The sequence below is a fragment of the Pseudomonas sp. COR18 genome, assembly GCF_048568395.1.
Lineage (GTDB): Bacteria > Pseudomonadota > Gammaproteobacteria > Pseudomonadales > Pseudomonadaceae > Aquipseudomonas > Aquipseudomonas fuscovaginae_B.
Genome location: NZ_CP183808.1, coordinates 3,002,099 through 3,026,105 on the forward strand (window position 1 = coordinate 3,002,099; position 24,007 = coordinate 3,026,105).

The 24,007-nt window shown below is 64.5% G+C and carries 27 protein-coding genes; 13 read left to right on the top strand and 14 right to left on the bottom strand.

The features are described from left to right. Positions 1-152: 152 nt before the first annotated feature. From ACM62G_RS13780 to ACM62G_RS13790, 3 genes are all read left to right on the top strand, one after another. Positions 153-965 carry an HDOD domain-containing protein gene (locus ACM62G_RS13780; protein ID WP_192842705.1) on the top strand — a complete coding sequence of 271 codons (813 nt, stop codon included), beginning with the start codon at positions 153-155 and terminating at the stop codon, positions 963-965. 34 nt (positions 966-999) lie between these two features. Continuing rightward, a complete protein-coding gene (gene mutM / locus ACM62G_RS13785; protein ID WP_054058396.1) occupies positions 1,000-1,812 on the top strand; it encodes a bifunctional DNA-formamidopyrimidine glycosylase/DNA-(apurinic or apyrimidinic site) lyase in 813 nt (270 codons plus the stop codon). A gap of 64 nt (positions 1,813-1,876) precedes the next feature. After that, positions 1,877-2,215 (top strand): multidrug transporter, encoded by a 339-nt coding sequence (locus ACM62G_RS13790; protein ID WP_419737333.1) that lies wholly within the window; start codon positions 1,877-1,879, stop codon positions 2,213-2,215. Positions 2,216-2,387: 172 nt separating this feature from the next. Here the strand turns inward: ACM62G_RS13790 and ACM62G_RS13795 are convergent, their stop codons facing one another. The 5 genes from ACM62G_RS13795 to ACM62G_RS13815 form a co-directional block, all read right to left on the bottom strand. Beyond that, on the bottom strand, positions 2,388-2,639 hold the full coding sequence (locus tag ACM62G_RS13795) for a YfhL family 4Fe-4S dicluster ferredoxin (RefSeq protein ID WP_054058398.1): 252 nt from the start codon (positions 2,637-2,639) through the stop codon (positions 2,388-2,390). A 148-nt stretch (positions 2,640-2,787) separates the two neighbouring features. Continuing rightward, positions 2,788-3,267: a pantetheine-phosphate adenylyltransferase gene (gene coaD / locus ACM62G_RS13800; RefSeq protein WP_054058399.1), complete on the bottom strand. Its 480-nt coding sequence runs from the start codon at positions 3,265-3,267 to the stop codon at positions 2,788-2,790. Positions 3,268-3,378: 111 nt separating this feature from the next. Next, positions 3,379-4,974 carry a GMC family oxidoreductase gene (locus tag ACM62G_RS13805; RefSeq protein ID WP_273823321.1) on the bottom strand — a complete coding sequence of 532 codons (1,596 nt, stop codon included), beginning with the start codon at positions 4,972-4,974 and terminating at the stop codon, positions 3,379-3,381. A 58-nt stretch (positions 4,975-5,032) separates the two neighbouring features. Further along, entirely contained in the window at positions 5,033-5,578 is a 546-nt protein-coding gene (locus ACM62G_RS13810; RefSeq protein WP_054058401.1) for a twin-arginine translocation pathway signal protein, read from the bottom strand. Positions 5,579-5,599: 21 nt separating this feature from the next. Beyond that, positions 5,600-7,030 (bottom strand): coniferyl aldehyde dehydrogenase, encoded by a 1,431-nt coding sequence (locus tag ACM62G_RS13815; protein WP_419737334.1) that lies wholly within the window; start codon positions 7,028-7,030, stop codon positions 5,600-5,602. 152 nt (positions 7,031-7,182) lie between these two features. Here ACM62G_RS13815 and ACM62G_RS13820 point away from each other — a divergent pair, with 152 nt between their 5' ends. Beyond that, positions 7,183-7,851 (top strand): TetR/AcrR family transcriptional regulator, encoded by a 669-nt coding sequence (locus ACM62G_RS13820; protein ID WP_054058403.1) that lies wholly within the window; start codon positions 7,183-7,185, stop codon positions 7,849-7,851. 38 nt (positions 7,852-7,889) lie between these two features. Beyond that, positions 7,890-8,744, top strand: a complete 855-nt coding sequence (locus ACM62G_RS13825; RefSeq protein ID WP_419737335.1) for a sulfurtransferase — start codon at positions 7,890-7,892, stop codon at positions 8,742-8,744. A 170-nt stretch (positions 8,745-8,914) separates the two neighbouring features. Here the strand turns inward: ACM62G_RS13825 and ACM62G_RS13830 are convergent, their stop codons facing one another. From ACM62G_RS13830 to ACM62G_RS13845, 4 genes are read right to left on the bottom strand one after another with little or no spacing between them, the layout of a single operon-like run. Then, positions 8,915-9,895 carry a hydrolase gene (locus ACM62G_RS13830; protein WP_419737336.1) on the bottom strand — a complete coding sequence of 327 codons (981 nt, stop codon included), beginning with the start codon at positions 9,893-9,895 and terminating at the stop codon, positions 8,915-8,917. A gap of 54 nt (positions 9,896-9,949) precedes the next feature. After that, on the bottom strand, positions 9,950-10,567 hold the full coding sequence (gene rsmD / locus ACM62G_RS13835; protein ID WP_273823325.1) for a 16S rRNA (guanine(966)-N(2))-methyltransferase RsmD: 618 nt from the start codon (positions 10,565-10,567) through the stop codon (positions 9,950-9,952). Continuing rightward, positions 10,567-12,051: a M16 family metallopeptidase gene (locus ACM62G_RS13840; protein WP_419737337.1), complete on the bottom strand. Its 1,485-nt coding sequence runs from the start codon at positions 12,049-12,051 to the stop codon at positions 10,567-10,569. The genes rsmD and ACM62G_RS13840 overlap by 1 nt, the downstream gene beginning before the upstream one ends. Next, the gene (locus ACM62G_RS13845; RefSeq protein WP_054058408.1) at positions 12,048-13,400 is read right to left on the bottom strand and encodes a M16 family metallopeptidase; all 1,353 of its coding nucleotides are present in this window, start codon (positions 13,398-13,400) and stop codon (positions 12,048-12,050) included. The genes ACM62G_RS13840 and ACM62G_RS13845 overlap by 4 nt, the downstream gene beginning before the upstream one ends. Positions 13,401-13,755: 355 nt before the next feature. On the opposite strand from ACM62G_RS13845, the gene ftsY reads away from it, so the two are divergent. From ftsY to rpoH, 4 genes are all read left to right on the top strand, one after another. After that, positions 13,756-15,189, top strand: a complete 1,434-nt coding sequence (ftsY, locus tag ACM62G_RS13850) for a signal recognition particle-docking protein FtsY (RefSeq protein WP_419737338.1) — start codon at positions 13,756-13,758, stop codon at positions 15,187-15,189. Continuing rightward, a complete protein-coding gene (gene ftsE / locus ACM62G_RS13855; protein WP_054058053.1) occupies positions 15,186-15,857 on the top strand; it encodes a cell division ATP-binding protein FtsE in 672 nt (223 codons plus the stop codon). Before ftsY ends, ftsE begins: the two co-directional genes overlap by 4 nt. Next, positions 15,854-16,876 (top strand): permease-like cell division protein FtsX, encoded by a 1,023-nt coding sequence (gene ftsX, locus ACM62G_RS13860; protein ID WP_054058054.1) that lies wholly within the window; start codon positions 15,854-15,856, stop codon positions 16,874-16,876. The genes ftsE and ftsX overlap by 4 nt, the downstream gene beginning before the upstream one ends. A gap of 128 nt (positions 16,877-17,004) precedes the next feature. Then, positions 17,005-17,859 (top strand): RNA polymerase sigma factor RpoH, encoded by an 855-nt coding sequence (rpoH, locus tag ACM62G_RS13865; RefSeq protein WP_010444950.1) that lies wholly within the window; start codon positions 17,005-17,007, stop codon positions 17,857-17,859. Positions 17,860-17,998: 139 nt separating this feature from the next. Here rpoH and mtgA read toward each other — a convergent pair whose 3' ends face one another. Next, positions 17,999-18,721, bottom strand: coding sequence for a monofunctional biosynthetic peptidoglycan transglycosylase (gene mtgA, locus ACM62G_RS13870; protein WP_054058055.1), 723 nt, complete (start codon positions 18,719-18,721; stop codon positions 17,999-18,001). 70 nt (positions 18,722-18,791) lie between these two features. Here mtgA and ACM62G_RS13875 point away from each other — a divergent pair, with 70 nt between their 5' ends. From ACM62G_RS13875 to trmB, 4 genes are all read left to right on the top strand, one after another. After that, positions 18,792-19,163 (top strand): DUF423 domain-containing protein, encoded by a 372-nt coding sequence (locus tag ACM62G_RS13875; RefSeq protein WP_273823329.1) that lies wholly within the window; start codon positions 18,792-18,794, stop codon positions 19,161-19,163. Positions 19,164-19,253: 90 nt separating this feature from the next. Next, a complete protein-coding gene (thiS, locus tag ACM62G_RS13880) occupies positions 19,254-19,454 on the top strand; it encodes a sulfur carrier protein ThiS (protein ID WP_054058057.1) in 201 nt (66 codons plus the stop codon). Between the two features lie 59 nt (positions 19,455-19,513). Further along, positions 19,514-20,308 (top strand): thiazole synthase, encoded by a 795-nt coding sequence (locus ACM62G_RS13885; protein ID WP_017903470.1) that lies wholly within the window; start codon positions 19,514-19,516, stop codon positions 20,306-20,308. 9 nt (positions 20,309-20,317) lie between these two features. Further along, positions 20,318-21,043 (top strand): tRNA (guanosine(46)-N7)-methyltransferase TrmB, encoded by a 726-nt coding sequence (gene trmB / locus ACM62G_RS13890; protein ID WP_273823330.1) that lies wholly within the window; start codon positions 20,318-20,320, stop codon positions 21,041-21,043. 394 nt (positions 21,044-21,437) lie between these two features. On the opposite strand, the gene ACM62G_RS13895 is transcribed toward trmB, so the two are convergent. From ACM62G_RS13895 to ACM62G_RS13910, 4 genes are read right to left on the bottom strand one after another with little or no spacing between them, the layout of a single operon-like run. Continuing rightward, a complete protein-coding gene (locus ACM62G_RS13895; protein WP_010444939.1) occupies positions 21,438-21,761 on the bottom strand; it encodes a DUF3392 domain-containing protein in 324 nt (107 codons plus the stop codon). Positions 21,762-21,770: 9 nt separating this feature from the next. Continuing rightward, on the bottom strand, positions 21,771-22,973 hold the full coding sequence (gene hemW / locus ACM62G_RS13900) for a radical SAM family heme chaperone HemW (RefSeq protein ID WP_273825209.1): 1,203 nt from the start codon (positions 22,971-22,973) through the stop codon (positions 21,771-21,773). Beyond that, positions 22,970-23,566 carry an RdgB/HAM1 family non-canonical purine NTP pyrophosphatase gene (gene rdgB, locus ACM62G_RS13905; RefSeq protein WP_054058061.1) on the bottom strand — a complete coding sequence of 199 codons (597 nt, stop codon included), beginning with the start codon at positions 23,564-23,566 and terminating at the stop codon, positions 22,970-22,972. The genes hemW and rdgB overlap by 4 nt, the downstream gene beginning before the upstream one ends. Then, entirely contained in the window at positions 23,563-23,997 is a 435-nt protein-coding gene (locus ACM62G_RS13910; protein ID WP_054058062.1) for a DUF4426 domain-containing protein, read from the bottom strand. Before ACM62G_RS13910 ends, rdgB begins: the two co-directional genes overlap by 4 nt. Positions 23,998-24,007 lie beyond the last annotated feature (10 nt).

The following is a 24,007-nucleotide window of genomic DNA, read 5'->3' on the forward strand; positions in this document are numbered from 1 at the left end:
TTCACCGGTTCGTCAAGTTTCATGTGATTGAGTTCACATATCACCCATCCTGAACCACTTTTCCGCTAGAATCGGCGACTCGCCCGGAGTGTGTACCAATGTCCCAAGAACTTTCAGCCGAACAGATCCAGCAGGCCTTGCAAGGCATCAGCGTGCCGCCTCAACCGCAGATCATGGTGGATCTGCAGATGGAGCAGTACATGCCTGATCCGGATCTGGATGTGATCGCCCGGCTGATCAGTCAGGACCCCGGGCTCTCCGGTGCGCTGCTCAAGATCGTCAATTCGCCCTACTACGGGCTGACCAACAAGATCGCCTCGATCCAGCGGGCGGTGACGCTGCTGGGCAGCCGTTCGATCATCAACCTGATCAACGCGCAGTCGATCAAGGGCGAGATGGCCGATGAAACCATCGTGACCCTCAACCGCTTCTGGGACACCGCCCAGGACGTGGCGATGACCAGCCTGACGCTGGCCAAGCGCACCGGCTCCCAGGCCATCGACGAGGCCTATGCCCTGGGGCTGTTTCACGATTGCGGGATCCCGCTGATGCTCAAGCGCTTCCCCGACTACATGACGGTGCTGGAGCGGGCCTACGCCGATGCCGGTCCCGAGAAGCGGGTGGTGGACACCGAGAACGACGCGTTCAACACCAACCATGCGGTGGTCGGCTACTACACGGCCAAGTCCTGGCGCCTGCCGGAGCACGTGACCAACGCCATCGCCAACCACCACAACGCGTTGGCGATCTTCAGCGACGAATCGACCCGCAACAGCCAGTTGAAGAACCTGCTGGCGATCCTGAAAATGGCCGAGCATATCTGTGAGTCCCATCGGGTACTGGGCAACCAGACCGAGGACCGCGAATGGAATGCCATCGGCCACCTGGTGCTCGACTACGTCGGCCTGTCCGACTACGACTTCGAGACACTCAGGGAAAACATCCGCGAACTGGGTGCGCACTGATCGGGCGCACGCCATTTCCTGAACGGGAATCTTCATGCCTGAACTACCCGAAGTCGAAACCACCCGGCGCGGTATCGCGCCTCATCTGGAAGGGCAGCGGGTCAGTCGCGTGATCGTCCGCGACCGGCGCCTGCGCTGGCCGATCCCGGAAGATCTGGATGTGCGGCTGTCCGGGCAGCGGATCGTCCAGGTCGAGCGGCGGGCCAAGTACCTGCTGATCAATGCCGAGGTCGGCACGCTGATCAGCCACCTGGGAATGTCGGGCAACCTGCGCCTGGTCGAGGTCGGCCTGCCGGCGGCCAGGCATGAGCATGTGGATATCGAGCTGGAGTCGGGCCTGGCCCTGCGTTATACCGACCCGCGCCGTTTCGGGGCCATGCTCTGGAGTCTCGACCCGCTCAAGCACGAATTGCTGGCGCGGCTGGGGCCGGAACCGCTGACCGACCTGTTCGACGGCGAGCGGCTGTTCCAGCTGTCCCGTGGGCGCTCGATGGCGGTCAAGCCGTTCATCATGGACAACGCGGTGGTGGTCGGCGTGGGCAACATCTATGCGACCGAAGCGCTGTTCGCCGCCGGGATCGATCCGCGGCGCGAGGCCGGCGGTATTTCCCGGGCGCGCTACCTGAAGCTGGCGACCGAGATCAAGCGGGTGCTGGCCCATGCCATCGAGCGTGGGGGCACCACCTTGCGCGACTTCATCGGCGGTGACGGCCAGCCCGGCTATTTCCAGCAGGAGCTGTTCGTCTATGGTCGTGGCGCCGAGCAGTGCAAGGTCTGCGGCAGCGGCTTGCGCGAGATTCGCCTGGGGCAGCGTGCCAGCGTGTATTGCCCGCGTTGTCAGAGCTGACCCGAGTTGCCGGCAGGCGCTATAGTGAGTCTTTGCCCCCATTGCTTAGCCCAAGGATAGCGCCATGACACCGTTTCGTACCCTGGCCTTGTTGCTGGCCCTGACCTTTGGCCTGCAGTCACTGCCGGCCCTGGCCGAAGACGGGACCAGCGGCGACCCGACCTACAAGATCCAGAATCCGCCGGCTTACGCGATGATCGGTGATCTGCTGGTTGCACGGCCGCTGCTGGTGGGCGCAACCCTGGTCGGCACGGCGGTCTTCGTGGTTTCGTTGCCGTTTACCGTGTTTGGTGGCTTCAAGGGCGTGGGCAAGGCCGGCAAGGCGCTGGTGGTCGACCCGGGCAAGGCGGCCTTCGCCCGGTGCCTGGGATGCACGGCGGAAGGTTTCGACGGCGATCAGTGATCTGCAGGGGGCTTTCGCGGCGACCTGTTCGCGGATAAGTCCAGCTCCCACAGCGTCAGCGTCGTTCGCAGGATTCATGCACGGCGCGAGCACTTATGGGGGCCGGATTTATTCGCGAAGAGGCCCGCACAGCTTGCCAACAACCATGGAATCCTCCACGGGGCGCTGGATATCAGGCCTTGCCCGTAATCTTGCGATACTTGGCCATCAGCTCTTCCTGGGTTTCCGGATGAGCTTCGTCCAGCGGGATGCAATCCACCGGGCAGACCTGCTGGCATTGGGGCTCGTCGTAGTGGCCGACACACTGGGTGCACAGGTTCGGGTCGATCACGTAGATCTCTTCGCCCTGGGAAATGGCGGCGTTCGGACACTCGGGTTCGCAGACGTCGCAGTTGATGCAATCGTCGGTAATGATCAGGGACATGGGCACTCCGGCCCGGGCGGCAGGCCCGGGCAACGTGAAAACTGGATGTGCCAATTGTGCCGCATTGACGCGCGCAGTGCACGCGGGTACGTCAGGGCTGGCGTCAGCTGCGCCGTCCGTGGCAGCTCCCGGGAGCTGCCAGGCGGGGTTACTTCCTGAAGCGCAGGGTCAGGGCGTCGGCCACCGCCGGGTGGACGAACTTGCTGATATCTCCGCCCAATGCGGCGATTTCTCGAACCAGCGTCGAGGAAATGAACGAGTAGCGCTCGGACGGCGTGAGGAACAGACTCTCCACCTCCGGTGCCAGTTGACGGTTCATGTTCGCCAGCTGGAATTCGTACTCGAAGTCCGACACGGCACGCAGGCCACGCAGGAACACGTTGGCGTTCTGCTCCTTGGCAAACTGCGCCAGCAGCGTGGAAAAACCCATCACTTCGACATTGGGCAGGTGCTTGGTGACCTCGCGGGCCAACTCCACACGCTGTTCCAGCGGGAAAAGCGGGTTTTTCTTCGGGCTGGCGGCCACGGCAATGATCACGTGGTCGAACAGGCGCGCGGCGCGTTCGACCAGATCGCCATGGCCCTTGGTAATCGGGTCGAAGGTACCTGGGTACAACACTCGGTTCATCGCGTCGTCCTGGTGGGAGTCCGTTGGGGAATCGGATGGTATCGCAGCCTTTCCTGTCGGCCAAGTCAGGACGCATGGAAGAAAGCCGTATGGACGTCGTGAACACTCCTCTTATGCGGTTTTCAGGCGCTCTGCCAGGGCCGACGCCAACTGGGCGGTCAGCCCGTAGACGGAAAGCTGCGGGTTGGCGCCGATGCTGGTGGGGAACAGCGAGCCGTCATGGATCGACAGGTTGCGCAGTTGATGGTGGCGGCCGAGGCTGTCGGCGACCGCGGTTTTCGGGTCTTCGCCCATGGCGCAGCCGCCCATCACGTGGGCGCTGCCCAGCCGGGTGCGGTAGGTTTCCAGGCGCAGACCATCGATCAGGGTTTTGGCCTGGGCGAGCGAGTTCACGTAGTTGGCATCGGCATGCAGCGGCAACACCGACTTGGCGCCGGCGGCGAACTGGATCTCGGCCATGCTGTGGAACGCCCGGCGCAGGCCGTCCCAGGCGTAGGGCGACACCTGGTAGTCGAGCACAGGGCTGCCATCGCCGCGCAGTTCCACCTCACCGCCCGGGCTGTCGGGGTGAAAACCGTCGCGCAGCAGGGCCAGCATCACGTGGGTGTGCGGCAACTGTTCCATGCGCAGGGCACTCTGCGGGCCGAAGCCGCCGAGCAGGGTGCTGGCCAGTGCCGGTTGCAGCGGTGGCACTTCCAGTTTGTAGGACATGTGCCCGGTGGTGCCGTCCAGCCATTGGAAATGGTCGGAATAGATGGATTGCGGGGCGCCGTAATAGGGGTTGATCACCTCGGAAAACTGCCCGGCGGAGAAATTCACCAGGTGCAGGAAGGTCCGTTTGCCCAGGCGATCGTGCGGGTCGGGCGCCTGGGAACGCAGCAGCAGCCCGGGGCTGTTGATACCGCCGCCAGCCAGCACGTAGTGGCGGGCCTTGACGGTGATCTTGCGGCCATTGGGGGCGACGCAGCGCGGGTCCATCCCTGAGCATTGCAGGCCGCTGACCTTGTCGCCCTCGATCAGCAGCCGCTCGGCGCGTGCCAGGTAGAGCAGTTCGCCGCCCTTTTCCAGGGTGGCGGGGATTGTGGTGACCATCATCGACTGCTTGGCGTTGGTCGGGCAGCCCATGCCGCAGTAGCCCAGGTTCCAGCAGCCGCGCACGTTGCGCGGGATGACCTTCCAGCTGTAGTTGAGCTTTTCGCAGCCGTTGCGCAGTACGTCGTTGTTGGCATTGGGTGGCATCACCCAGGGCGCGACGCCGAGCCGCTGCTCCATTTTCTCGAACCACGGCGCCATCTCGGCGACGCTGTGGCCCTTGACGTTGTGTTCCCTGGCCCAGTGTTCGAGGGTCGGCTCGGGCGTGCGGAAGCTGGAGGTCCAGTTGATCAGCGTGGTACCGCCGACCGCGCGGCCCTGGAGAATGGTGATGGCGCCATCCTTGCTCATGCGGCCGATCCCTTCCTGGTAGAGGCTGGTGTAGGCCTCGTCTTCGAGCATCTTGAAGTCGTCACTGGTCTTCAGCGGCCCTTCCTCGATCAGCAAGACCTTATAGCCGGCGGTACTGAGGATTTCGGCGGTGGTTCCGCCGCCGGCACCGCTGCCGATGATCGCGACATCGGCCTCCAGGGTCAGGTCCTGTTGCAGTTGCGAGCCGTTGTAGGTTTTCCAGCCGCGGGCCAGGCCTTCGCGGAACAGATCGGGTACCGGCATGTGACGCCTCTTTTATTGTTGTTTTGACAGGTGTGCCTAGTTGAGGGCGGCGGCGAAGCTAGACCTTGGGCGGCCCCGGATAGCCACAGTGGGCCCAGGCCTCGGGGCGGTTGTACCAGGCCATCATCACCAGTTGCAGCAGTGAGGCGTGGCCCATGCGCAGCAGGCTCAGCAGGCTGTTTTCCCAGCGTTCGAGAAAGGCCTGGATCTGCTCGGTACTGGCATTTTCCCAACTACCCCAGATGCCCGTCAGTGGGCCGCGGGTAATGCCCATGCCGAGCACGTCGAACAACTGACGGGTGAGCTTGAGCATCTCCGGCGAGAGGTGGGCGAGGCTCTTGTCGAGGCTGGCCAGGGTCTGGTCAACGGCGGCGGGCATCTTGTCGGGACTCACCGCTCCCTGCAGCATCACCGGGATCAGCGCCCGCAGAAACGGCAGGTCAGCCGCCTGCAGGACGACGAAGCCGTTGGCCGGCCCGGCCGCCGAACAGCCGGTCAGGCTGGCGGCCAGTCCAGCAGTGGTGAGGAAGGCACTGGCGCACAGGCCGAGTTTCAGCAGGCCGCGCCGTGACAGCTCGGGGGATTCGGACAGGCTTGAAGTCATTATTGTTATACCTGGGCAAGGTCAGCGAACGAACAGCTTCTGGATCAGTTTCTGGATCGATTTTCCATAGGGCGGGTAAATCAGTCGTGCGGCGTTGAAGCGCTGCTTGGTCAATACGCCCTTGGTCTTGCTGAAGGTCAGGAAGCCTTCATGTCCATGGTAATGGCCCATCCCCGAGGGGCCGATGCCGCCGAACGGCAGGTCTTCCTGGGGAACGTGCAGCAGGGTGTCGTTGAGGCAGACCCCGCCGGAATGGGTTTCGTGGAGCACCCGCTGCTGCTCGCGCCTGTTGTAGCCGAAGTAGTAGAGCGCCAGTGGGCGGGGTCGCTGATTGATGTAGGCGAAAGCCTCATCGAGGCCCTTATAGGGAACGATCGGCAGCAGCGGACCGAAAATCTCGTCCTGCATGACGGTCATTTCGTCACTGACATTCAGCAGCAGGCTGTGGCCCATGCGGCGTTGCTGGCCCTGGTCGAAAAGCGGAATCAGCAGCGCCCCCTTGCTGGTGGCATCGCTGATGTAGCCGTTGAGCCGTGCCAGCTGTCGTTCGTTGATGATGCTGGTGTAGTCCGGGTTGTCCGCCAGGGTCGGATAGAAGCCGCGTACCGCCTGGCGATAGGCTTCGACGAAGGCACCGACCCGTTCCTCCGGCACCAGCACGTAGTCCGGGGCCACGCAGGTCTGGCCGGCGTTCAGGGTCTTGCCGAAGGCGATGCGCTCGGCGGCGTCCTTGAGTGGTACGTCGCCGGAGACGATCGCTGGCGACTTGCCTCCCAACTCCAGGGTCACCGGCGTCAGGTGCTCGGCGGCGGCGCGCATCACGTGCTTGCCGATGCTGGTGGCGCCGGTGAACAGCAGGTGATCGAACGGCAGCTTGGAAAAGGCCATGCCGATGTCCACGTCACCGAGTACCACGCACACCAGATCTTCCGGGAATACCCGGCCCAACAGTTCCTTGAGCAGCAGGCCGGTGGCCGGGGTCGATTCGCTGAGCTTGAGCATCACCCGATTGCCCGCGGCCAGGGCGCCGACCAGCGGGCCGATGGCGAGAAACAGCGGGTAGTTCCACGGCACGATCACGCCCACCACGCCCAGCGGCTGGTAGACCACCTTGGCCGAGGCCGGCTGGAAGGCCAGGCCGACCTGGCGCCGGGCCGGCTTCATCCAGCGCTTGAGGTGCTTGCGGGCGTAATGGATGCCGTGGAGGCTGGGCATCAGTTCGGCCAGCAGGGTCTCGTCGGCGCTGCGGTTGCCGAAGTCGGCGTTGATGGCTTCGATAATTGCCCGCCGTTCGTCGCTGAGTAGATGGCGCAGGCTCTCCAGCCACTGCCGACGTTGCTCGGCCGGTGGCATCGGATGCGCGGCATAGGCCCGGCGCTGGGCCTGGAACAGGCGCTGGAGCTCGCTCTGTTGCTGCTGTGATTCCTGCAGGTAGGCGATTTCGGCAGACATGGCGCACTCCAGAAAGTGTGTTTTTATTTTTAAACAAATGTTTAGAGCTAAAGCTCGAAAATGTCAACAGCCGTGGGCGCCACGAACCGTTTATCCCTCGCGTGATAGGCCGTAAGATGCGAAACACCGCACTCTTGAAGTAAAGCTGAGTCATGGCCCGACGAATAAAAACCAGTGAGCGCATCGTTCAGAACAGCCTCGACCTGTTCAACCAGCAGGGCGAGCGCAGCGTCAGCACCAATCACATCGCGGCGCACATGGAGATTTCGCCGGGCAACCTCTACTACCACTTCCCCAACAAGCAGGCGATCATCGCCGTGCTGTTCGCCGAATACGAAGAACTGGTGGACAGTTTCCTGCGCCCGCCCCAGGGCCGCGCCGCGACCATCGAGGATAAGCGCTTCTATCTCAAGGCGCTGCTGGCAGCGATGTGGCGCTATCGTTTCCTGCATCGCGACCTTGAACACCTGCTCGAAAGCGATGCCGAACTGGCGGCGCGTTATCGGCGGTTCTCCCAGCGCTGCCTGATCCAGGGGCAGTTGATCTACAAGGGTTTCGTCGATGCCGGGATTCTCGCGATGGACGCGGTGCAGATCGAGTCGCTGACCCTCAACGCCTGGATCGTTCTGACCTCCTGGGTGCGCTTTCTCAGCACCACCCGGGAAAGCGCCAACCACCTGAGCGAGGAGTCGATCAAGCGTGGGGTGTACCAGGTGCTGGTGCTCGAGTCGGGCTTCGTCACGCCCCAGGCCCGGGAGGCGGTCGACAGGTTGCTGAATGAATTCTATGTCCCTCTGGCCAAGGCTCTGGAAGAGGCCTAGGGCGGCGGGTTGTTTTATCCCTTTACGAGGAATGAGTCATGCCCCTTGCGCAATTGATCAGCCCGCAGCAACTGGCCGAGCGCCAGGCCCGGCCCGGGTTGGTGATCCTGGATTGCCGTTTTGCCCTGGAAGACCCCGACTATGGCCAGCGCAGCTATGCCGAGGGGCATATCGAGGGCGCGCACTTCGCCGATCTGGAGCGCGATCTCAGCGGCCCGGTGACCCGGGGCGTGACCGGGCGTCACCCGCTGCCCGAGCCGGCGGTGCTGGTGGAGCGTCTGCAGGCCTGGGGGATCAGCGCCGACAGTGACATCGCGCTGTATGACGATGGCCCCGGCATGTACGCGGCCCGGGCCTGGTGGTTGCTGGCGTGGCTGGGCAAGCGCGATGGCGTGTTCCTGCTCGATGGCGGCCTGAAGGCCTGGCACGCGGCCGGGTTGCCGTTGAGTCTGAATCCACCGCCGAGTGGCCGTGGCACTTTCAGCGACAGTGCGGACCCTTCATTGCTGATCACTGCCGAACAGTTGCAACAGCGCCTCGGCCAGCCATCCATGACGCTGCTCGATGCCCGCGCGTTGCCGCGTTTTCGGGGTGAGGTGGAGCCTATCGATCCGGTCGCCGGGCATATCCCGGGGGCGCAGTGCGCGGCGTTCAACGACAACCTCGGTGCCGACGGACGGTTCCTGCCGGCCGATCAGCTCAAGCAGCGTTTTGCCGCCCAGTTGGGTGATCGCCCGGTGCAGGAGCTGGTGGCCTATTGCGGCTCCGGGGTGACGGCGTGCCACAACCTGTTTGCGCTGAGCCTGGCGGGTTATCCGCTGGCAACCTTGTATCCGGGCTCGTGGAGCGAGTGGATCACCGATCCGCAGCGGGCGATCGCTATCGGCGATTGAGTGGCTGGTCTGTTCGCGGGCAAGCCCTGCTCCTACAGGCTGAGCGTCGTTCGCCAGTCTTGCGCACCACACCGCCCTCGTGTAGGAGCAGGGCTTGCCCGCGAATGGGGCCATAAGTCATGCCCCGTATCGTGAAACGGCCCGCACCAGGCATCAGTCGGTGACAGGGCTCAGCGGCCGGCCAGCCACTGCGGAATCCGTCGCTCCAGGTAGTAGCCGGGCTTGCCCAGGCTGCCGTCGACGAAGCCGACATGACCGCCCTTGTCCTGCAACTCGAACTCGGTATCCGCCGCCAGCTCGGCCGGCTCCGGCAGGCTGTGGCGGAACACGAAGGGGTCGTCCGCCGCCTGGATGATCAGGGTCGGTGTGCGGATCGCGCCGAGAAAGTACCGGCTCGATGCCCGGCGGTAATAATCCTGGGCATCCCGGTAGCCATGCAGCGGCGCGGTCACCCGGCCGTCGAAATCCCAGAAGGTGCGCATGCCCGTCAGCGGGCCGAGATCGCTGAGGGTCGCCAGGCCTTCGAGTCTGCCGTCATGCTGGAACTGGCGCTGCTTGTCCTTGATGTAGGCGAGCATCTCGCGCATGAAATGCGCCTGGTAGACCTTGGAAAAACCCTGGCCGATGCGGTCTGCGCACTGATCCAGGCGAAACGGCACCGAGACCGCGACGCCAGCCTGCAAGCCGCTGTCGCTGGCACTTTCCCCCAGATGCTTGAGCAGCACGTTGCCGCCCAGCGAATACCCTACGGCGTAGAGTGCCGCCAGGGGCCGCTTGCGCCGAAGGTGGGCGATGGTCGCGGCGAGGTCCTCGCTGGCCCCGGAATGATAGCTGCGGGCCAACAGGTTCGGCTCGCCGGAGCAGCCCCGCCAGTTCAGCGCGACGCTGGCCCAGCCGCGATTGGCCAGGGCCTGTTGCATGCCGACGATATAGGGCGAATTCGAGGATCCGGTGAGCCCGTGCAGGAGCAGTACCAGGGGTGTCGAGGCCGCGTGGGGGCCGAACCAGTCGAGGTCGAGAAAGTCGCCGTCGTCCAGCCAGAGCCGTTCGCGCTGGCGGTCGAGTACGGTCTTCTTGCGCCAGAGCGGACCCCAGAGGGTCTGCAGATGGGGGTTGCCCAGGCCGGGAGCGGGGCTGAAACGGTTGGACATGGGGGGCGGTCTGTCTCGTCGTGGGTGCGCCAGGCGGCGCACCCGGTCGATCGGTCAGCCGGCGGCCGGGGCGCTGCGTTGCCATAGCGCATAGTACACCTGCCCGGACTTCTGCTCGCGGTGCAGGCGCCAGTTGCCTGGCAGGCCGAGGGTCGAGGGTGCGGTTTCGCTTTCGGTGTAGACCCAGGCATCGTCGGCCAGCCACTGGCGCTCTTCCAGCAGCGCGCAGACACCCGGCAGCAGGTTCTGGTTGAACGGCGGGTCGAGGAACACCAGGTCGAACGCGCTGGCCGGCTGGGTCTCCAGGTAGCGCAGAGCATCGGCGGTCTGCACCTGGCCGACGGTGCAGCGCAGGGTGCCCAGGTGCTCGCGCAGGCTGGACACGGCGACATGGCTGGCATCCAGCGCCTGGCCCATGGCCGCGCCACGGGACAGCGCCTCGAGGAACAGCGCGCCGCTGCCGGCGAACGGGTCGAGTACCCTGGCGCCGGCGACGTAGGGTGCCAGCCAGTTGAACAGCGTTTCGCGCACCCGGTCCGGGGTTGGGCGCAGCCCCTGGACATCGGGGAAGGTCAGGCGGCGGCTGCGCCATTCGCCGCCGATGATGCGCAGTTTGTTCACGCCGTTGTGCGACGGTGCGGGTTTCTTGCTGGGACGCGATGGGCTGGCCATTAGTGCTCCGGAACCCCGAGCGGCTGCTCGGCGGGTTTGTCTGTCGGCGGCGGCAACGGCTTTTGCGGTACCGTCGGGCCTGCGGTGACGACGATCATCTTGTCGACGCTCAGGTGTTTGTCCATGGCGGCCTTGACCTGTTCGACGGTCAGCGCCTGGGTCTGCTGCATGAAGTCTTCAAGATAGTTCAGCGGCAGGTTGTAGAAACCCATGGCACCCAACTGGCCAACGATATCGCTGTTGCTGGCGGTGGACAGCGGAAAGCTGCCGGCCATCTCGCGCTTGGCGTCGTCGAGTTCCTTCTGGGTCGGGCCGGACTTGAGGTACTCGGCCAGCACGTCCTCGACCAGTTTCTGCGTGCCTTCGCTCATTTCGGCGCGGGTCTGCAGGTTGATCATGAACGGGCCGCGCGCCTGCATCGGGCTGAAACCGGAGTAGATACCGTAGGTCAGGCCGCGTTTTTCCCGCACCTCGCTCATCAGCCGGGTACCGAAACCGCCACCGCCAAGGATCTGGTTGCCCAGGGACAGCGCGGCATAGTCGGGATCGGCCCGGTCGATGCCCATCTGGGCCAGCAGGATGGTGGTCTGCTTGGACGGGAACTCGATATGCCCGCTGCTCGGTTGCGGGTCCTTGGCCAGGGCGATTTTCGGCAGTGCCGGCCCTTTTGGCAGGGCGGCCGAGACCTGGGCGGTCAGGGCTTCGGCTTCGCTGCGCGAGAGGTCGCCGACCAGCGCGATCACCACGTTGCCGGCGGCGTAGGCCTTGGTGTGGAAGGCGCGCAGTTGGGCGACGGTGATTGGCGGGATGCTCTTGGCCGTGCCTTCGCTGGGGTGACCGTAGGGGTGATCGCCGTACAGGCGCTGGGACAGGTCCAGGCTCGCCAGCTTGCCGGGGTTCTGCTTCTGGAACTCGAAGCCGGCCAGCAGCTGGTTCTTGATCCGGGCCAGGGAATCGGCCGGGAAGGTCGGCTTTCCGACCACCTGGGCGAACAGCTTCAGGGCCGGCTCGCGTTTGTCGGCGGCACTGAGGCTGCGCAGCGAGGCGATCGCCATGTCCTTGTAGGAACCGTTGCCGAAATCCGCGCCAAGGCCTTCGAAGCCCTGGGCGATGGCGCCGACGTCCTTGCCGGCCACGCCTTCGTTGAGCATGGCGTTGGTCAGGGTGGCCAGGCCCGGGGTCTTGCCGTCCTGGCTGCTGCCGGCGGCGAAGGTCAGGCGCAGGTCGAACATCGGCAGTTCATGGGCCTCGACGAACAGCACCCGGGCGCCTTCGGCGGTGTTCCAGGTCTGTACGTTCAGGCTGCGCCGGGCCGGCGCCTTGTCGTCCAGTTCGGCCAGCGACTGCAGCTTGTGGCTCGACTTGGCCTCTTCCAGGGCCTGGCCGGCCTGGGCACTTGTCAGACCCAGCAGGGGCAGGCCGAAACTGCCGGCGGCGACGATCAGGGCCAGGCCGGGCAGGGTGAAGCGCGAACCCTTGCTCATGGGCGGGTCTCCTCGGGCAGTACATGGGCGACGCTGAGACGTTCGCGGGTGAAGTAGGTGCGGGCGGCCTTCTGGATGTCCTCCGGGGTCACGCTCTGCAGGTCGGCCAGTTCGCTGTCCATCAGCTTCCAGGACAGGCCGACGGTTTCCAGCTGGCCGATGGCGGTGGCCTGGCTGGTGATCGAGTCACGCTCGTAGACCAGCCCGGCGATGACCTGGGCACGCACGCGTTCAAGCTCCTCGGCGGTCGGCGGCTTGGTCTTGAGCTGGTCCAGCAGGCGCCACAGACCGGCCTCGGCGTTGGCCAGGGTTTTCTTCTTCTGTACGTTCGGCATTGCCGACAAGGTGAACAGGCTGTCGCCACGGGTGTAGGCGTTGTAGCTGGCCGAACCGCCGGAGATCAGTTCCTCGCCACGCTCCAGCTGTGAGGAAAGGCGGGCGCTGTAGCCACCGTCGAGCAGCGCGGCAATCAGGCGCAGGGCATTGACCGAACGCGGGTCCTGGGCGGTGGCGATGCTCGGCACGTTGAACCCGAGCATCAGGCTCGGCAACTGGGTCTTCACGTGCAGGGTGATTTGCCGCTCGCCGGGTTCGTCCAGCTCGCGCGGAATCTTCGCCGGTGGCGTGTCGCGCCGGGGGATTGCGCCGAAGTAGCGCTGCGCCAGGTTCTTCACCTCGTCCGGGGTGACATCGCCGACCACCACCAGGGTGGCGTTGTTCGGCACGTACCAGGACTGGTACCAGTGGCGCAGTTCCTCGACCTTCATGCGGTCCAGGTCGGCCATCCAGCCGATGGTCGGCGTGTGGTAGCCGCTGGCCGGGTAGGCCATCGCCTTGAAGCGCTCGAAGGCCTTGCCCATCGGCTTGTCCTCGGTACGCAGGCGGCGCTCTTCCTTGATCACCTCGATCTCGCGGCTGAACTCGTCGGCCGGCAGGCGCAGGCTGGCCATGCGGTCGGCTTCCAGTTCGAAGGCCACGCCCAGGCGGTCGCGGGCCAGGACCTGGTAGTAGGCGGTGTAGTCGTCGCTGGTGAAGGCGTTTTCCTCGGCGCCCAGGTCGCGCAGGATCAGCGAGGCCTCGCCTGGGCCGACCTTCTCGCTGCCCTTGAACATCATGTGCTCCAGGGCATGGGAGAGGCCGGTCTGGCCCGGGGTTTCATAGCTCGAACCGACCTTGTACCAGACCTGCGAAACCACCACGGGGGCGCGGTGGTCTTCGCGGACCACGACCTTCAGGCCGTTGTCGAGGGTGAATTCGTGGGTCGGTTGCGGGTCGGCGGCGAAGGCCGCGAGCGGCAGACAAAGCGTGCTGAGCAACAGGCCGGCGGCGCGGCGGGCTAGAGCATTCATTCGTTCTTAAACCTGTAGGACTGCCCGCTTGGTTTAGCGTCGGCGGGCGAGGAGGTGCTAGGATACTGATCCGTTTTACTGGCGGCCACGTCTATCCGGTCCCTGTGCTGCGCGCCAGGCCCGGAAAGGCTGTATGGGTCACCGGCCGAAACCTGCGCTCTGCCACTGCAGATCGTGGTGTTTTCGCCGATTTTGCCGTTCCAGATCTTCGTTTGGCGTCTGACTTCAGAGAAGTTTGATCTTCTCGACAAAATGTTGCGCGTGAACAAGCGGGTTAAATCGCAGTCTGTTCTGCATCGAATATTATTTGCCGGCGTGCCCATGGCGCGTCGCTACCTTGAGATAGCCGTCCTCCATGTTTGGTTCCAACGACGACAAGAAGACTCCAGCTGCGGCTGGCGAGAAAAAAGGCCTGTTCGGATGGCTGCGCAAAAAGCCGCAGGAAACCGTCGTCGAACAGCCGCAGGTTCAGCCCGAAGTCGTGCCGACGCCCGTCGTCGAGCCGGCCCCGGTGGCTGTCGAGGCACCCGTGAGCGCCGAGCCGGTGCGTGAGCAGCCGGTTGCCGAGGCACCCGCGCCATCGACGCCCTGGCCGCCGCTGCCCGTGGCTGAAGAACCGGTGGCGCTGGTCGAGGATGTCCAGGCCGAACCGGTCGTCCCGCCGATTCCGCCGGTGGCTGAACCTGTCGCGCCCGCGCCTCGGATCGCCGAGGCTGCACCTGCACCTGCACCTGCACCTGCACCGGTCGTAGTCGAGGCGCCTGCGCCGGTCGCTCCCGTTGTGCAGGAGCCCGCTCCGGCCGCTGTTGTCGAGCCGGCTGTGGCGGAGCCCGCCAAGCCGGCAGCTCCAGAGGCCAAGACCGGCTTCTTCGCCCGCCTCAAGCAGGGCCTGTCCAAGACCAGCGCCAGCATCGGCGAAGGCATGGCCAGCCTGTTCCTCGGCAAGAAGGCCATCGACGATGACCTGCTCGAAGAGTTGGAAACCCGCCTGCTGACCGCCGACGTTGGCGTCGAGGCCACCGGCGTGATCATCCGCAGCCTGACCCAGAAGGTCGCGCGCAAGCAGTTGACCGACAGCGACGCGCTGTACAAATCCCTGCAGGAAGAGCTGGCGGCGATGCTCAAGCCGGTCGAGCAGCCGCTGCGGATCGACTCGCAGCACAAGCCGTACGTCATCCTGGTGGTTGGCGTCAACGGTGCCGGCAAGACCACCACCATCGGCAAGCTGGCCAAGAAGCTGCAGCTCGAAGGCAAGAAGGTCATGCTGGCCGCCGGCGATACCTTCCGGGCCGCGGCGGTGGAGCAGTTGCAGGTCTGGGGCGAGCGCAACCATATCCCGGTGATTGCCCAGCACACCGGTGCCGACTCGGCTTCGGTGATCTTCGACGCGGTGCAGGCGGCCAAGGCCCGTGGCATCGACGTGCTGATCGCCGATACCGCCGGTCGCCTGCACACCAAGGACAACCTGATGGAAGAGCTGAAGAAGGTCCGTCGGGTGATCGGCAAGCTCGATGAGCAGGCGCCGCACGAGGTGTTGCTGGTGCTGGATGCCGGCACCGGGCAGAACGCGATCAATCAGGCCAAGCAATTCAACCAGACGGTCCAACTGACCGGTCTGGCGCTGACCAAGCTCGATGGCACCGCCAAGGGTGGGGTGATCTTCGCCCTGGCCAAGCAGTTCGGCGTGCCGATCCGTTATATCGGGGTGGGCGAAGGCATCGACGATCTGCGCACCTTCGAGGCCGAACCCTTTGTCCAGGCACTTTTTGCCGAGCGGGAGCGTTCATGATTCGTTTCGAACAGGTCGGTAAGCGCTATCCGAACGGACACGTCGGCTTGCATGAGCTGAGCTTTCGCGTCCGTCGTGGCGAGTTCCTGTTTGTCACCGGCCACTCCGGTGCCGGTAAAAGCACCCTGTTGCGCCTGTTGCTGGCGATGGAGCGGCCGACCTCCGGCAAGCTGCTGCTGGCCGGCCAGGACCTGGGGCAGATCAGCAACGCGCAGATTCCGTTCCTGCGCCGGCAGATCGGCGTGGTGTTCCAGAACCACCAGTTGCTGTTCGATCGTACGGTGTTCAACAACGTCGCCCTGCCGCTGCAGATTCTCGGCCTGTCCAAGGTCGAGATCGCCAAGCGCGTGGACTCCGCGCTGGAGCGTGTGGCCCTGTCGGACAAGGCCGAGCTGTACCCCGGCGACCTGTCCACCGGTCAGCAGCAGCGTGTCGGTATCGCCCGGGCCATCGTTCACCGCCCGGCGTTGCTGCTGGCGGACGAACCGACCGGTAACCTCGACCCGCGCCTGGCGGCGGAGATCATGGGGGTGTTCGAGGACATCAACCGCCTCGGCACCAGCGTCCTGATCGCCAGCCACGACCTGGCCCTGATCGCCCGCATGCGCCATCGCATGCTGACCTTGCAACGCGGCCGATTGATCGGCGATGGGGAGGCTGGCGCATGAGTGCGACCCGTAGTCCGAAAGTGGCTGAGCGCGTGGCTCCAAAGGCCTCCGAAGCACCACCACCGAAGAAAAGGCGCGACGAGGACGATGGTCCGGACTTCGGCACCCTGCTGCGCGCCTGGATCGAAAGCCACCGGGCCAGCCTGGCGGACAGTCTGCGCCGGTTGGGCAAGCATCCGATCGGCAGTTTCTTCACCTGCATGGTGATGGCGGTGGCCTTGAGCCTGCCGATGGGCCTGTCGCTGCTGCTGAACAACATCGAGCGCCTGGGCGGCTCCTGGCAGCGGGCGGCGCAGATCTCGCTGTACCTGCAACTGGACGCCAGCCCGAGCGAAGGCGAGAGCCTGAGCGAGCAGGTCAAGGCCATGCCGGGCGTGGCCGATGCCGAATTCATCAGCAAGGAAAAGGCCCTGGACGAGTTCCAGCAGCAGTCCGGGCTGGGCGAGGCGCTCAAGGAGCTGCCGCAGAACCCGCTGCCGGGCGTGGTGCTGGTGACGCCGAACGAAGTCGACAAGCCGACCCTGGAAGCCTTGCGTCAGCGCCTGGCCGAGTTGCCCAAGGTGCAGCAGGCACAGTTGGACCTGGTCTGGGTCGAGCGCCTGGCGGCGATCCTCAAGCTCGGCGACCGGTTCGTCTTCGGCCTGACGGTGCTGCTGGTTTCCGCATTACTTTTGGTGATAGGCAATACCATTCGTCTTCATATTGAAAACCGCCGCACCGAGATAGAAGTGATTAAACTGGTGGGCGGCACCGATAGCTACGTGCGTAGGCCGTTTCTGTACATGGGCGCGCTTTATGGCTTTGGCGCCGGGATTCTGTCCTGGGGCGTGCTGGCGTTCGGGCTGAACTGGCTCAACGAGGCGGTGGTCGGGCTCGCGGGGCTCTACGGCAGCGATTTCGCCCTGGCCGGTGTCCCGGTTGCCGATGGTCTGTCGCTCTTGCTTGGCGCGGTGCTGTTGGGGTATATCGGTGCGTGGATTGCGGTGGCGCGGCACCTGCGGGAGCTGGCACCGAAGTAATTAATGTCAAATTAATGTGTTTTTGTTGGTATTGACCGTAGTGGCGATTAAAGGAACTTGTTCAGCGGTTCCCGGTCAATTTTCGCAGTGCTTCACTGCACGAGTCTGTGAGTCGGAGGTTTTTTCGTATGACCACTTCTTTGCAACCTGCCTATGCGCTGGTCCCGGGTGCGAACCTGGAGGCCTACGTCAATACGGTGAACAGCATTCCGCTGTTGTCGCCGGAGCAGGAGCGTGAACTGGCCGAGAGTCTCTACTATCAGCAGGATCTTGAGGCCGCTCGGCAAATGGTGCTGGCCCACCTGCGTTTTGTCGTCCATATCGCCCGTAGCTATTCCGGCTACGGCCTGGCCCAGGCTGACTTGATCCAGGAAGGCAACGTCGGCCTGATGAAGGCCGTGAAGCGTTTCAACCCGGAAATGGGTGTGCGCCTGGTGTCGTTCGCCGTGCACTGGATCAAGGCGGAAATCCACGAGTTCATCCTGCGCAACTGGCGGATCGTCAAGGTCGCGACCACCAAGGCCCAGCGCAAGCTGTTCTTCAACCTGCGCAGCCAGAAGAAGCGTCTGGCCTGGCTGAACAACGAGGAAGTCCACCGTGTGGCGGAAAGCCTTGGCGTCGAGCCACGTGAAGTGCGCGAGATGGAAAGCCGGCTGACCGGCCAGGACATGGCGTTCGACCCGGCGGCGGAAGCCGACGACGACAGCGCATTCCAGTCTCCGGCCAACTACCTGGAAGACCACCGCTACGACCCGGCGCGCCAGCTGGAGGATGCCGACTGGAGTGAAAACTCCAACAGCAACCTGCACGAGGCCCTGGAAGTGCTGGATGAGCGCAGCCGTGACATCCTCTACCAGCGCTGGCTGGCGGAAGAGAAGGCCACGCTGCACGACCTGGCGCAGAAGTACAACGTTTCGGCCGAGCGTATCCGCCAGCTGGAAAAGAGTGCGATGAACAAGCTGAAGCTGTCGATTGCCGCCTAAGCGTTCGCTGCAATGAAAAACGCCCCGAGTTGATCGGGGCGTTTTCGTTTGGGCCAGAGGTTGGGCCAAGTGGTGCGTTTGAAGGCCTATTCGCGGGCTTGCCCGCGAAGGGACCTGACCCGCCACCCCGGTAACCAGGCTACAGCGCCCAGGGCGACCGGCGCGAATCGTTCAGCCCCGCCAGATACCCGGTTCCACCCAACTGACTCATCTGCTGGCGAATCCACCCCGCCCGCCGCGCCACATAGGTGCTCGGGTGGCTGGCACTCCATTCCCGCGGGTTGGGCAGCACCGCTGCCAGCAGACTTGCCTGCTGACGCGACAAGGCCGCCGCGCTGACCCCGAAATGATGTCGCGCCGCCGCTTCCGCGCCGAACACGCCTTCATCCCACTCGACGCTGTTCAGGTACACCTCGAGAATCCGCTGCTTGGGCCACAGCGTCTCGATCAGCACGGTGAACCAGGCCTCCAGCCCCTTGCGCAGATAACTGCGGCCGGACCAGAGGAACAGGTTCTTCGACACCTGTTGGCTGAGGGTGCTGGCACCGCGGATCGAGCCGCCGCGCTCGTTGTGCAGGAAGGCCGCCTGGATCGCGTCGAAGTCGAAACCCCAGTGTTCGGGAAACTTCTGGTCCTCGCCGGCCATGACCGCTACCTTGAGTTCGTCGCTGATCTGGTCCCAGGGCTTCCAGGTCCGTTGCAGGTCGATCGGCTGGCCGTCGGTCCACGACTCGATCTTGCGCTCGACCATCAGTGCCGTGCCCGGTGGCGGTACCCAACGGAACAACAGCACCAGCAGCACGCTGGCGATGGCGAACCACTTCAGGGCGGTGAGAAGGCGGCGGAACAAAGGCTGCAACATAGAGATGGCTTGGCCGGGGCGTAGGAGCGGGCCATTATACAGACCCTGTGTCCCCTGAATGGAGTGCGTCATGTTGCGTGTGTTCCTGCTGCTCGCCGCGTTTTTCGGTTTCACCGGTGTCGGCCTTGGCGCCTTCGCCGCCCATGGCCTGAAAAACCGCCTGAGCGCCGACTACCTGGCGATCTTCCATACCGGCGTCACCTATCAGTTGGTCCATGCCCTGGCGCTGTTCGGCGTGGCGCTGCTGGCCGCCCATGTTCCGGGCCGCCTGGTGACCTGGGCCGGTTCGGCGTTCACCGTCGGCATCCTGCTGTTCTCCGGCAGCCTGTACCTGCTGACCCTCAGCGGCGTCAGCAAACTGGGCATCATCACCCCGTTCGGCGGCCTGGCCTTTCTCGCCGGCTGGTTCTGCCTGGGGCTGGCCGCCTGGCGCCTGAGCTGACCGCGCAGCCCGCTTCAAGACGAATGGCTTGGGTCGCCCGGACTGATCGGGCTAGAATATTGGCCCCTAAAAATGATGGCAGCCCGGCGCATGCGCATTCAATTGAACGGCGAATCCTATGAACTGCCCGACGGCGAAACCGTCGCGGCGTTGCTGGCCCGGCTTGACCTGGTCGGGCGGCGGGTGGCGGTGGAACTGAACCTGGATATCGTCCCGCGCAGTCAGCACGCCGAAACCGCCCTGCGTGAAGGCGATCAGGTCGAAGTGGTACACGCCATCGGCGGCGGCTAGTCCGCTCCCGCGCCCTGATCCACCCCAGCAAGCCCTGAACCTTTCAAGAGGATGTGTGCATGAGCACTGTTCGCAGCGACAAGCCTTTCGTGCTGGCCGGCCGTACCTACCAGTCCCGCCTGCTGGTCGGCACCGGCAAATACCGCGACATGGAAGAAACCCGCCTGGCCATCGAGGCCTCGGGGGCCGAGATCGTCACCGTCGCGGTGCGTCGCACCAACCTGGGCCAGAACCCGGGTGAGCCGAACCTGCTGGACGTGCTGCCGCCGGATCGCTACACCATCCTGCCGAACACCGCCGGTTGCTATGACGCGATCGAGGCCGTGCGCACCTGCCGTCTGGCCCGCGAGCTGCTCGACGGGCACAACCTGGTCAAGCTGGAAGTGCTGGCCGACCAGAAGACCCTGTTCCCCAATGTGATCGAAACCCTCAAGGCCGCCGAAGTGCTGGTCAAGGAAGGTTTCGACGTGATGGTCTACACCAGCGACGACCCGATCATCGCCCGCCAGCTGGCGGAAATCGGCTGCATCGCGGTCATGCCGCTGGCCGGCCTGATCGGCACCGGCCTGGGTATCTGCAACCCGTACAACCTGCAGATCATCCTCGAGGAGGCGAAGATCCCGGTGCTGGTGGATGCCGGCGTGGGTACCGCGTCCGACGCCACCATCGCCATGGAACTGGGCTGCGAGGCCGTGCTGATGAACTCGGCCATCGCCCATGCCCAGCAACCGATCCTGATGGCCGAGGCGATGAAGCACGCCATCGTCGCCGGTCGCCTGGCCTACCTCGCCGGGCGCATGCCGAAAAAACTCTATGCCAGCGCGTCCTCGCCGCTGGATGGTCTGATCAAGTAAGAGCCTTTGATGACTGAATCGAACGAAACGCCAATCCACACGGAAGCAGGCGAAGAGCGCCAACACCGCCGCATCAAGAGTTTCGTGATGCGTGCCGGGCGCATGACCGAAGGCCAGCAGAAGGGCCTGGAGCAGGGTGGGCCGCTGTTCATCCTGCCGTTGGCCGACGCGCCGGTGGATTTCGACCAGGTGTTCGGCCGCAGTGCGCCGCGCTCGCTGGAAATCGGCTTCGGCATGGGCCATTCCCTGCTGGAGATGGCGGCTGCGGCGCCGGAGCAGGATTTCATCGGTGTCGAAGTGCACCGTCCGGGTGTCGGTGCGCTGCTCAACGGCGTGCTGACCCAGGGCCTGAAGAACATCCGCGTCTATGATTGCGACGCGATCGAAGTGCTGAACCGTTGCGTGGCGGACAACAGCCTGGACCGGCTGATGCTGTTCTTCCCCGATCCGTGGCACAAGAGCCGGCACCACAAGCGCCGTATCGTCCAGGCGTCCTTCGCCGAACTGGTGCGCAGCAAGCTGAAGGTCGGCGGTGTCCTGCACATGGCTACCGACTGGGAACCGTATGCCGAGTACATGCTGGAAGTGATGAATGTCGCGCCGGGTTATCGCAACCTGGCCGAAGACGGCAAATGCGTACCGCGCCCGGCCGAGCGGCCGATCACCAAGTTCGAGCGCCGCGGTGAGCGCCTGGGGCATGGTGTGTGGGACCTGAAGTTCGAAAAGCTGGCCTGATCGCCAAAAGCTTCGTTGACACCCCCAGCATCCTACAGATGCCAGGGTATCAACGGAATCGGGAGACGACGCCCCCTGTAGGAGCAGGGCTTGCCCGCGAAGACGTCCGCAAGGCCGCCAAAGGCTTCGCTGGCAGGCCCTGCATCCTGCAGATGCGAGGTGTCAGCGGAATCGAGTACGACGCCTTTCTGTAGGAGCGGGGCTTGCCCGCGAAGATGTCCGCAAGGCCGCCAAAGGCTTCGCTGGCAGGCCCTGCATCCTACAGATGCGAGGTGTCAGCGGAATCGAGTACGACACCTTTCTGTAGGAGCGGGGCTTGCCCGCGAAGGCGTCCGCAAGACCGCCAAAGGCTTCGCTGGCAAGCCAAGCTCCTACAGGTTTCGGTGCTTTCTCGTCAACGCCGGTCCGCCACCACCCCGATCAGGATCAACACCACCAGCAGCACCGGCGCCAGGCTGTAGTTGTTGAACTGGCTCAGCCCCCGTACCACCCAGGGCGTGGCGTAGATCAGCGCCAGGCCGCTGCCGATCATGCACAACAGGGCCATCAGCGGTACGCGCAGCGCGCCGGCAATACTGCCCAGGCGCTGGTCGACCCAGGCCTTGAGATCTGCCCCGAACAACACCAGCAGGCATCCCACCAGCGCCAGGGAAATTTCCGAGAGGTTGCTGCGGCTCCAGCGCGATACCGTGGCAAGCAGGCCGAGTATCAGGTCCATGGGGTTTCCTTAGGTCAAAAAGTGTTGCAGCAGGTCATTGAGAAACAGCTGTCCGCGCGCGGTCGCCACCAGACGTGTCGGTTCGACCTGCAACAGGCCGCTTTGTTCGGCTTCGGCCCGCCCTTCGTTCAAGCTGTCGAGAGCAAGCCCGGTGCGTTGCGCGAACAAGGCCGCGTCGACACCCTCGGTCAGCCGCAGGGCGTTCATCAGGAACTCGAACGGCAGCTCGTCGTTCTCCAGTGCCTTCTCCCCGGCCTGGAAGTTCTTGGCAGGGTTCAGGTAATCCTTCGGCAGGCGGGTCTTCCAGGTGCGCACGATACGTCCGTCCGGATGGCTGAGCTTGCCGTGGGCGCCGGCGCCGATACCGATGAAGTCACCGAAGCTCCAGTAGTTCAGGTTGTGCCGCGCGGCCCGGCCGGGCTGGGCGTAGGCCGACACCTCGTACTGGGCGTAGCCGTGCTCGGCCAGCAGGGCCTGGCCGGCTTCCTGGATGTCCCACAGGGTGTCGTCTTCCGGCAGCGTCGGCGGCTGATTCCAGAACACCGTGTTCGGTTCCAGGGTCAGTTGGTACCAGGACAGGTGCGTCGGTTTCAGCGCGATGGCCTGGCGCAGGTCGCCCAAGGCGTCCTCCAGGGACTGGTCGGGCAGGCCGTGCATCAGGTCCAGGTTGAAGTTGTCGAAGCCGGCCTGGCGTGCCATGTCCGCCGCCCGCACGGCTTCACCGCCGGTGTGGATGCGGCCCAAGGCCTTGAGCTTGTCTTCCTGGAAGCTCTGGATGCCGATCGACAGGCGATTGATGCCCAACTGCCGGTAGGCGGTGAACTTCTCCTGCTCGAAGGTGCCGGGGTTGGCCTCCAGGGTGATCTCGATGTCGCTGGCGAACGGGATGCGCGCCTCGACGCCCCTGAGCAACCGCCCCAGCGCCTGGGGGCTGAACAGGCTGGGCGTGCCGCCGCCGAAGAAAATCGAACTCAGCTCGCGGCCATAGGCGGCCGGCAGGTCCTGTTCGAGGTCGGCCAGCAACGCGTCGACATACTCTTCTTCCGGCAGCACGGGGCTGGCGGCATGGGAGTTGAAGTCGCAGTAGGGGCACTTGCGCACGCACCAGGGGATATGGATGTACAGCGCCAGGGGCGGCAACTGCGGCAAGGCCGCCCGAGGAGGTTGCGCACCGCCGTGGATCAGCGGCAGCGCGGGAGCGGTCCGGGTCATTGCAGGCCCAGGCGTTGCCGTAGCAGGACCATGGCGCGGGCGCGATGGCTGAGCTGGTTCTTTTCCACAGGGCTCAGTTCGGCGCTGGAGCAGTCGCGCTCCGGTACCCAGAACAGCGGGTCGTAGCCGAAACCGTGTTCGCCGCTGGCGGCGGTGAGGATGCGACCATGCCAGAGGCCTTCGCAAAGGATCGGCAGCGGGTCGTCGGCATGCCGGACCAGCGCCAGTACGCAGACGAACTGCGCACCGCGCTCCGCCTCGGGAACGTCCTTGAGCGCTTCGAGCAGCTTGGCGTTGTTCGCCGCATCGCCCTTGCCATCGGCGTAGCGGGCCGAATAGATGCCCGGCGCGCCGCCGAGGAAATCCACCGCCAGGCCCGAGTCGTCGGCCAGTGCCGGCAGGCCGGAGATGCGTGCGGCGTTGCGGGCCTTGAGGATGGCGTTCTCGACGAACGACAGGCCGGTTTCCTCCGGCTCGACGCTGCTGAACTCGCCGATCGAGCGCAGGTGCACCGACTCGCCGAGCATCGCCTGCAGTTCCTTGAGTTTGCCAGCGTTATGGCTGGCCAGTACCAACTGGGTGAAATTCATCATTCGCCTGGGAAAAGCTCTTGGTTGAAGCTGAAGGTATTGGTTTGCCCGCCGCTGGTGACCGCGATCTCGAAAGTACGGTTTTCCTGCTGGGGTACCGGAAACTGGGCGATGTAGTAGATCGCGCCCTGCTCGGTGATCTGCTTGAAGGTCAGTGGCAGGCTCTTGTTGGTCAGGTCCTTGACGGCACCGCTGACCTGCGCCACCACCGGCTTGCCGGCCTTGAGCACCGCGACGTTGATCACGCCCTGGTTCTTGCTGCGCACCAGTTCGGTCGCCTTGGCGATGTCCGGTTGCAGGTAGGTGGAATTGAACGTGTTGTAGTGCACGGTGATGTCACCGAACACTTCCTGGCGCTCGCCCTTGATGGCGTCGGCGGCCATCGCCGACACCCCCAGGCAGGCACTCAACAGGAAAACCGCCAGACGTCCCATGATCATCCTC

Bases quoted from the DNA above. Each gene is read 5' to 3' on its own strand.
- mutM (WP_054058396.1), top strand. From the start codon at position 1,000: ATGCCTGAACTACCCGAAGTCGAAACCACCCGGCGCGGTATCGCGCCT.
- ACM62G_RS13790 (WP_419737333.1), top strand. From the start codon at position 1,877: ATGACACCGTTTCGTACCCTGGCCTTGTTGCTGGCCCTGACCTTTGGC.
- ACM62G_RS13795 (WP_054058398.1), bottom strand. From the start codon at position 2,639: ATGTCCCTGATCATTACCGACGATTGCATCAACTGCGACGTCTGCGAA.
- coaD (WP_054058399.1), bottom strand. From the start codon at position 3,267: ATGAACCGAGTGTTGTACCCAGGTACCTTCGACCCGATTACCAAGGGC.
- ACM62G_RS13805 (WP_273823321.1), bottom strand. From the start codon at position 4,974: ATGCCGGTACCCGATCTGTTCCGCGAAGGCCTGGCCCGCGGCTGGAAA.
- ACM62G_RS13810 (WP_054058401.1), bottom strand. From the start codon at position 5,578: ATGACTTCAAGCCTGTCCGAATCCCCCGAGCTGTCACGGCGCGGCCTG.
- ACM62G_RS13815 (WP_419737334.1), bottom strand. From the start codon at position 7,030: ATGTCTGCCGAAATCGCCTACCTGCAGGAATCACAGCAGCAACAGAGC.
- ACM62G_RS13820 (WP_054058403.1), top strand. From the start codon at position 7,183: ATGGCCCGACGAATAAAAACCAGTGAGCGCATCGTTCAGAACAGCCTC.
- ACM62G_RS13825 (WP_419737335.1), top strand. From the start codon at position 7,890: ATGCCCCTTGCGCAATTGATCAGCCCGCAGCAACTGGCCGAGCGCCAG.
- ACM62G_RS13830 (WP_419737336.1), bottom strand. From the start codon at position 9,895: ATGTCCAACCGTTTCAGCCCCGCTCCCGGCCTGGGCAACCCCCATCTG.
- rsmD (WP_273823325.1), bottom strand. From the start codon at position 10,567: ATGGCCAGCCCATCGCGTCCCAGCAAGAAACCCGCACCGTCGCACAAC.
- ACM62G_RS13840 (WP_419737337.1), bottom strand. From the start codon at position 12,051: ATGAGCAAGGGTTCGCGCTTCACCCTGCCCGGCCTGGCCCTGATCGTC.
- ACM62G_RS13845 (WP_054058408.1), bottom strand. From the start codon at position 13,400: ATGAATGCTCTAGCCCGCCGCGCCGCCGGCCTGTTGCTCAGCACGCTT.
- ftsY (WP_419737338.1), top strand. From the start codon at position 13,756: ATGTTTGGTTCCAACGACGACAAGAAGACTCCAGCTGCGGCTGGCGAG.
- ftsE (WP_054058053.1), top strand. From the start codon at position 15,186: ATGATTCGTTTCGAACAGGTCGGTAAGCGCTATCCGAACGGACACGTC.
- ftsX (WP_054058054.1), top strand. From the start codon at position 15,854: ATGAGTGCGACCCGTAGTCCGAAAGTGGCTGAGCGCGTGGCTCCAAAG.
- rpoH (WP_010444950.1), top strand. From the start codon at position 17,005: ATGACCACTTCTTTGCAACCTGCCTATGCGCTGGTCCCGGGTGCGAAC.
- mtgA (WP_054058055.1), bottom strand. From the start codon at position 18,721: ATGTTGCAGCCTTTGTTCCGCCGCCTTCTCACCGCCCTGAAGTGGTTC.
- ACM62G_RS13875 (WP_273823329.1), top strand. From the start codon at position 18,792: ATGTTGCGTGTGTTCCTGCTGCTCGCCGCGTTTTTCGGTTTCACCGGT.
- thiS (WP_054058057.1), top strand. From the start codon at position 19,254: ATGCGCATTCAATTGAACGGCGAATCCTATGAACTGCCCGACGGCGAA.
- ACM62G_RS13885 (WP_017903470.1), top strand. From the start codon at position 19,514: ATGAGCACTGTTCGCAGCGACAAGCCTTTCGTGCTGGCCGGCCGTACC.
- trmB (WP_273823330.1), top strand. From the start codon at position 20,318: ATGACTGAATCGAACGAAACGCCAATCCACACGGAAGCAGGCGAAGAG.
- ACM62G_RS13895 (WP_010444939.1), bottom strand. From the start codon at position 21,761: ATGGACCTGATACTCGGCCTGCTTGCCACGGTATCGCGCTGGAGCCGC.
- hemW (WP_273825209.1), bottom strand. From the start codon at position 22,973: ATGACCCGGACCGCTCCCGCGCTGCCGCTGATCCACGGCGGTGCGCAA.
- rdgB (WP_054058061.1), bottom strand. From the start codon at position 23,566: ATGATGAATTTCACCCAGTTGGTACTGGCCAGCCATAACGCTGGCAAA.
- ACM62G_RS13910 (WP_054058062.1), bottom strand. From the start codon at position 23,997: ATGGGACGTCTGGCGGTTTTCCTGTTGAGTGCCTGCCTGGGGGTGTCG.